The organism is Rhizobium sp. 01N447_2, assembly GCF_056399245.1.
The window spans coordinates 25,985-33,342 of the sequence record NZ_JBFTQY010000069.1; the positions used below are offsets into that span (position 1 = coordinate 25,985).

Annotated in this window: 3 protein-coding genes and 1 tRNA gene; 1 reads left to right on the top strand and 3 read right to left on the bottom strand. The window is 59.9% G+C overall.

Annotated features, from left to right (window positions below; translation table 11 throughout):
* Nucleotides 1–28: 28 nt before the first annotated feature.
* Nucleotides 29–3,199 (top strand): efflux RND transporter permease subunit, encoded by a 3,171-nt coding sequence (locus tag AC1ECN_RS30985; RefSeq protein WP_477955071.1) that lies wholly within the window; start codon nt 29–31, stop codon nt 3,197–3,199.
* A gap of 95 nt (nt 3,200–3,294) precedes the next feature.
* On the opposite strand, the gene AC1ECN_RS30990 is transcribed toward AC1ECN_RS30985, so the two are convergent.
* The 3 genes from AC1ECN_RS30990 to AC1ECN_RS31000 all read right to left on the bottom strand — a co-directional run bounded on the left by AC1ECN_RS30990 (nt 3,295) and on the right by AC1ECN_RS31000 (nt 7,299).
* Complete coding sequence (locus AC1ECN_RS30990) at nt 3,295–4,095, bottom strand: hypothetical protein (protein WP_130673160.1); 801 nt, start codon at nt 4,093–4,095, stop codon at nt 3,295–3,297.
* Nucleotides 4,096–4,344: 249 nt separating this feature from the next.
* Nucleotides 4,345–6,873 carry a methyl-accepting chemotaxis protein gene (locus AC1ECN_RS30995; RefSeq protein WP_130673161.1) on the bottom strand — a complete coding sequence of 843 codons (2,529 nt, stop codon included), beginning with the start codon at nt 6,871–6,873 and terminating at the stop codon, nt 4,345–4,347.
* Nucleotides 6,874–7,222: 349 nt separating this feature from the next.
* Nucleotides 7,223–7,299 (bottom strand) — tRNA-Met (locus AC1ECN_RS31000).
* Nucleotides 7,300–7,358: the final 59 nt, after the last annotated feature.

Here is a 7,358-nt window from a genome sequence, read left to right on the forward strand (position 1 = left end):
CTACATCTGACCGTCTAAGGACAACAGCATGATCTCGCGCTTCTTCATCGAGCGACCGGTACTCGCCAACGTTCTGGCGTTGGTCTTCGTGCTCATCGGCGCGGTAGCCCTGTTCCAATTGCCAGTGGCGCAATATCCGAATGTCGTTCCGCCGACGGTGCAGGTGACGACGCGTTTTCCCGGTGCCAGCGCCAAGACCCTCGTCGATACCGTCGCCCTGCCGATCGAGCTGCAGGTCAACGGCGTGCAGGACATGCTCTACATGCAGTCGACGAGCGCCAGCGACGGCACCTATTCGCTGACAGTGACCTTTGCCATCGGAACGGATCCCGATCAAGCGCAGGTTCTGGTGCAAAACCGCGTCGCCATAGCCATGTCATCGCTTCCCGAAGCGGTGCAGGTTCAAGGCGTCACGACACAAAAGAAATCGACGGCGATTCTCGGCTTCGTCACCCTGACCTCACCCGACAGCCGCTATGACAGCCTCTTCCTGTCGAACTATGCCGTCATCAATCTGCAGAATGAACTCGCCCGCCTGCCGGGTGTCGGCAACGTCACCGTGTTCGGTGCCGGCCAGTATGCTATGCGTATCTGGATGGACCCGAACCTGCTGCAGGCGCGCGGTCTGACACCGCAGGATATCGTCAACGTGGTGCAGCAGCAGAGCCAGGAGGTCACCGCCGGCCAGATCGGCATTCCGCCGGTGCCGAAGGGGCAGATCTTTCAATACACGCTGAATGTCAACGGCCGGCTGAATGAGGCTGCCGACTACGAGAACATCATCGTCAAGGTCGAAAGCGGGGAAGGCGGCCGCGTCACGCGCATCCGCGATATCGGCCGCGTCGAACTCGGCGCCCAGACGTACAGCCAGTCCTTCATGCAGAACGGCCGGCCGGCGGCCGGCATCGGCATTTTTCAGTTGCCGGAGGCCAACGCCATTGCGGTGGCGCAGGAGGTGGGCGCAAAAATGCAGGAGCTCTCGAAGAGCTTCCCGCAGGGCCTTGAATATCACGTACCGTTTGACACGACGAAATTCGTCAAGGCATCCATCGACGAGGTTTATGTCACTTTGATCGAAGCCGGCGTCCTCGTTCTCATCGTCATTCTCGTCTTCCTGCAGGATTGGCGGGCAATGCTCGTGCCGGCGACCACAGTTCCGGTCACCATCATCGGCGCCTTCGCGGCCATGGCGGCATTGGGCTTCACCGTCAACCTGTCGACGCTGTTTGCCATCGTTCTCGCCATCGGCATCGTCGTCGATGATGCCATCGTCATCGTTGAGGGTGTCGCCCGCCACATCGAGGCGGGCCTCTCCGGCCGACAGGCGGCCGAGAAGGCGATGGAGGAACTCCTCGGTCCGGTCATCGGCATTACGCTGGTGCTGATGGCCGTTTTTATTCCGGCCGCCTTCCTGCCCGGCCTGACCGGACAGCTTTATCGGCAATTCGCCCTCGTCATCGCCGCCACGGCGCTGATCAGCGCCATCAATGCCGTCACGCTGAAACCGACGCAATGCGCCCTTTGGCTGCGGCCGCCGGTCCCGCCCGAGAAACGCAACGTCTTCTATCGCGGTTTCAACAGGGTCTACGACAAAGGCGAACGCGGCTATGCCGGGCTGATCGGATCGATGACCCGCCACGCCGGTGTCATGGCCATAGCGGCAACTGTCCTGATCGGGGTCGCCGTCTGGGGCCTCACCCGTCTGCCGACCGCGTTCCTGCCCGTCGAGGATCAAGGTTACGTGCTGATCAGTGCACAACTGCCTGACGGTGCCTCGAAGGAGCGCACCGATGCCGTGATGAACGAGGTCGGCAAGATCGCCGAAGCCACACCTGGCGTCGATCAGGTGCTGACGATCAGCGGCATTTCCGTTCTCGACAACAATGCCAGCCTGCAGAATGCCGGCGTGGCCTATGTCGTGCTGAAAGATTGGGACGAGCGCGGCAAGCAGAAGGGGGAGGATCTGCTGTCGATCTACCAGCATCTGAACGGCGCGCTGCAAAGGGTGCTCGCCGCCAAGACGCTGGTGGTCGTGCCGCCTCCGATCCAGGGCGTCGGCAATGCCAGCGGCTTTACCATGCAGGTCGAGATCAAGAACGGCATTTCCGACTACCCGCTGCTGCAATCGCTTGCCGATACGATCGTCAAGAACGGCAGTGCCCAATCGTCGCTGCAAAGGCTGAGCACGCCTTTTCGCTCGAACGTGCCGCAACTCGCAGTCGCCGTCGACCGCATCAAGGCGGAGACATTGGGGGTTACCGTGGGTYAGGTTTTCTCGGCGCTCTCCGGCTACGTCGGCTCGAGCTATGTGACCCAGTTCAACAAATTCGGCCGCACCTTCCAGGTCTATGCGCAGGCCGCTTCCGATTTCCGGGTCAGCCCGGATGACATTCGCAATCTGAAGGTCAAGGCCGGTGACGGGACAATGGTGCCGCTCGGCACGGTCGTCGATGTCACGACGACGCAAGGCCCCTCCCTGATCAGCCTCTACAATCTCTACCCCTCAGCAACAATCGTTGGCGGGCCGGCCGCCGGCTTCAGTTCGGGCCAGTCGCTCGATGTCATGGAACAGATTGCCAATCGAACGCTGCCGCCGGGCGCCGGCTTCGAATGGACGGCGCTGTCCTATCAGGAGAAGGCCGTGGGCGGGCAGATCTATTTCGTCTTCGCGCTCGCCATGCTCCTCGTCTATTTCGTGCTCGCCGGCCAATATGAAAGCTGGATCTTGCCGCTGGCAGTCATACTTGCCGTGCCGCTCGCCCTCCTCGGCACGGTGGCGGCCCTGACGGCAGCGGGCGTTGCCAACAATCTCTATACGCAGATCGGCCTCATCCTGCTGATTGCGCTTGCATCGAAGAATGCCATTCTCATCGTCGAATATGCGCGGGAAAAGCGGGCGGAAGGCATGGAAATTCTGGATGCCGCCGTCGAGGCCGCCCGCCTGCGTTTCCGGCCGATTCTGATGACGTCCTTCGCCTTCATTCTCGGTGTCCTGCCGCTGGTGCTGGCGACAGGCGCCGGCGCATCCGCCCGCAAGTCGATCGGCATATCGGTCTTCAGCGGCATGATCGCCTCGACCTGCCTCGCCGTGCTCTTCGTACCGTCCTTCTACGTCCTGCTGCAGCGCCTCGAGGAATATTGGAAAGGGCGCATAAAGACCGCGGCCGTCGCGGAGGCGGAGATGCCGAAGGTTCAGTAAGGCTGTTGCAACAGCCTGTCGCGCAATCACCTGCGGTTTCACGCGGAGGCAGGTTTCTGCTGAGGTCTCTTCACAGCGCAAGTTTCGAACAGACGCTATAGTCCCGAGGTCAGCACCCGGTGGCATGCAGGCGACACGTGTTGCAAATTGTCCCGAAGACAAGCGATAGCCCGTCCTCCGCCCAAAGGCACCGTGCGGCACAGAGCCTGAAAATCCGATCCGCAGGTTTCGCGCAGAATCATCAGTTCCTCGCGCGGCGAGAAGGCCGGCATCATGGCCCGAGGAGCAGGCGTGGTCGCAACCGTCGCAGCAGCACCGCCGCTGGCTGGGGTTGATCCGGCTGATCCTCCCCCGGCTGATCCTCCCAAGGCCGCAACGGCCTGCTGACACGGCGCCGATAGAGCGGCATTGTGCTGTTGCAAGCAGCGGAGTGCCTCGGTGCCGCCCGGTGTGACACCAGAGCATTGCGCCATAAAATCGCGTTGGCAGGCCGATTTGGCGGCGTTGCGCTGCGCCTGCGTCGGTGCGGCCGTCGCCGGTACGGGTGTGGTCGCCAAAGTGGTTGCGGACGCAGCCGGGGCGGGCTCCGCGGATGTCGACTTGGGTTTGCTCACCGCCGACACCGCCTTCCGGCAGCCCGCCGACAGTGTGGCATTATGCTGTTGCAGACAAGTGAGCGCCTCGATGCCGCCCGGTGTCACCCCTGAACATTGCGCTATGAAATCGGAGCGACATTCCGCCTTGATCGCATTGCGCTGCTCTTCAGTCGGCGCCTGCGCGAACGCGACACCAGCTGAGAGCACCACTGCGCAGAACGCTGGCAATCCCGAGATAGCAAACAGAAGACGACGCCTTCCATGCGGAGCCGTCAGTAGAGAAGATGCCCATTTTCGCATTATTCCTTCCCCCTATAAATCTTTAATCTACTTCATAAAATCGAACGCCCTACTGAATAAGATAATAAACGCCCGTCAGTTGGAGGGACGTTGCTTGCCGCTGCGGAAATATTAAAACGCCGGCTCCACGTATATTAGAAGATTGCTATTTTAGCAACTATCGTGCGCCTGAAAACTGATCAAGGGAAACGTATTACTCATCAGCCTGCTGATCGGAATCATGCATCTCACTGCGAATACATGCTGCCCTCATGCCGCAGTCTGGTACCCTCTTGAAGCCGCGCTCTCGTGGCCTTCAAGCCGAAAGCGCGCAATCATGTCGGTAAGTGCAAGCGCCTCGGACGATAGCTGTCTGGTGGCAGCATTCGTCTCTTCCACCATCGCCGCATTTTGCTGCGTCATACGATCAATATCGTTCACCGATGCGTTGATCGAATGGAGTGTCGTCGCTTGGTCGCGACTTGACGAGGCGATGAGCTCGATATGACCGACAATGTGGACGATCTCGCTGGAAATCTCCATCAGCGCATCGCCGGTGCGGCCGACGAATTCGGAGCCGGACGCAACCTCTCGGACGGAATTGTTGATGAGCTCGCCGATTTCCTTGGCTGCGCGAGCCGATCGTTGCGCCAGCTCCCGCACCTCCTGCGCCACGACAGCAAAGCCCTTGCCGGCCTCACCCGCTCTTGCCGCCTCGACCCCGGCATTTAGGGCCAAGAGATTGGTCTGGAAAGCGATAGCGTCGATGGCACTGACAATCTGAACGATCCGGCCGGACGCGTCCTCAATCCGCCCCATGGCCGAAACGGCGTTTTGGACCACGGAGGCCGAGGCGTCGGCGCCCTGTTTGGCGCGTTGGACAAGCGCAAGCGCTGCTGCTGCCCGTCCTGAAGAGGTGTTGACGGCGGAAGAAATCTCCTCCACTGCCGCTGCTGTTTCCTCAAGTGCGGCCGCCTGCTTTTCCGTTCGGCTGGCCAGGTCATCAACGGCTTCCGCCATCTGCCGGCCATTGTCGCTGATGAGGGAAGACGTCTCGCGGATATCGCAGAGCGTCTCCTTGAGACCCGCGACCGACATGTTGAAATCGGTGCGGATCCGGTCGAGTTCGGAGGCAAACGGCGTATCGATCGAAAAATTCAACTCCCCGCGCGACAGCCGCGTTAGCCCTTCTGCAAGAGCCTCGATTGCAGCGTCAACCTGGACCTTGGCGCTACGCCGCTCGAGTTCGTTGCGGGCGCGCTCAGATTCCGCATCATTACGCGCGATCTCGGCCTGTTGTTCCATTTCGACATTCGACAGCGCGTTTTGTTTGAAGACGGAAAGCGCGCGCGCCATTTCCCCGATTTCGTCGCCCCGTGCCTCGCCGGTGATTGCGGTATCGAGCCTTCCCTCTGCGATCTTGCGCATCGCTGCGGTAATCTGGGTGATCGGTCCCTTCAGGGTGATGACCAGCGCGGCACCGGCGGTCATAGCGATCAGGATGCCGAACACAATGGCGCCACCGGATATCCTATTCGCCTGTTGACGATCCTGCCCAGCATTTTGCCTTTGCGTCTCGGCGAATTGAGCAAGCAGGTTCCAGGTGTTGTCGATCTGCGCCGCAGCGCTATCAAATTCAGCCAGCTTGCGCGCCGCACCTTCGGAGAGCGCTGCCGCGTTTGCTGCAAGCAGATCGAGGACGGGTTGAGCCTTCTTCGGAATTTCGGCAAAGACGGGGTCGTCGTTCACCATGCCGGCAAGACGGCCGAGCTCGGTCTGATACATGTAGATCGACTGCTGAACTTTCTTCACTCGCGCGTCGTCTGGATTGCCGGCGAGTTCGGCGAAGCCGACGCGGATCTCATTATTGCTGTTAACGATGGCGCGCAGTTCGTTGCCGACATTCGTCGCCTGCGAGATATCCTTGTCCGACGCGGCAAGCGCGAGCACGGAGGTCCGCATCAGATCGTCGCCAATCGTCTTGAGACTGTCGCCAGTTGCAGCAAGATTGGCAACGGTGGCATCCGTTGTTGGGACATCCAAAGTGTCCAGCGACACCTTCGAAGCGTTGGCGATGGCGTCCACAGCAGCGGCATACTGCGCGGCGAGGGCTTGTTTGTCGGTCGCGACTGCAGGCGAAAGCTGCTCCTTTGCCTTTTGCAAATCGGGCGCGTATTTGGCTAACAGGCTAACTTTGTCAGCCGGCGTCGTCGCATTCGTATAGTCATTGCGAAGTTTTGTCGCGACACTGGCGGCGGCGCTGACGGAGACGGAATTGTTCAGACCGCCCTTGTTAGCATTTTCCGTCTTTTTCGCGCTAGCCATCAGCATGAACGAGCGCTTGCCAACCTGCCCTTGCAGATCAAGAAGTGCCGCGGAAGCAGCGTCAACATCACTGAGAATTTTCTGCTGCCCCGTTTCGATTTGCCAGATCGCTTCGATCTTTTGCGGGATGATTTGCGATTGATCGAGCGCGCGGTCAAGAAGCCCCACATCGGTCGTCGGCCTTAGGCTCTCGATCGTCTGCTTCAGGTTTGCCAGTTGCTCTCGGGCCTCCGCAAGCGCGGTATCACGGGCTTCCTGCGACGGCTTCATCAGAAAGCCGGTCATGCTGGAAGAAACATGTTTGAACCCGTTCAGAGACTGCAAAACATGGTTGGAGATCTCCATCCGACCTTCGAGAAGGCTGGCCGCGTAGTAGCCCGTCAGCCCCACTGCGCATAGGCTAATGACGAATGGCGCCAAAAGTACCAGCACCTTCGTCTGAATGCGAACCCGCGACATCAAACCATTTACCACGAATGCACCCCCACCACCGATCGGAGCCAAACTGTCATTCTTTGCTTAAGAACCGATAAATGGGTTGATCTGAGGATTATGCACGCCTCATCTGTCGCGGCGAGGACGTGGTTCAGACACTCGTAGGGGCATGTGGGCAGGTCGACTAATTCATCATCGCTTGGCCGGCTTGTGTGACCTTCTCGCATTTCTCGTGTCGGCCACGCCATTTGGCCAAAAGCAGCAAAGCCCCGACCGTTTTTACGGTCCGGGGCTTCCGGTTACCGCAGCCGTGCCTCGACCGAGGTCTAGAAACGTCAAAAGCCCGCCGGAATGGCGAGCTTTTGAGTATGTGTATTATGGTAAGATTTGGTTGCGGGGGCAGGATTTGAACCTGCGGCCTTCAGGTTATGAGCCTGACGAGCTACCGGGCTGCTCCACCCCGCGTTATTATTTTACAGCAGAAAGGGCCGCTTGCGCGACCCTTTTTGTTCGGCATGGGCCGT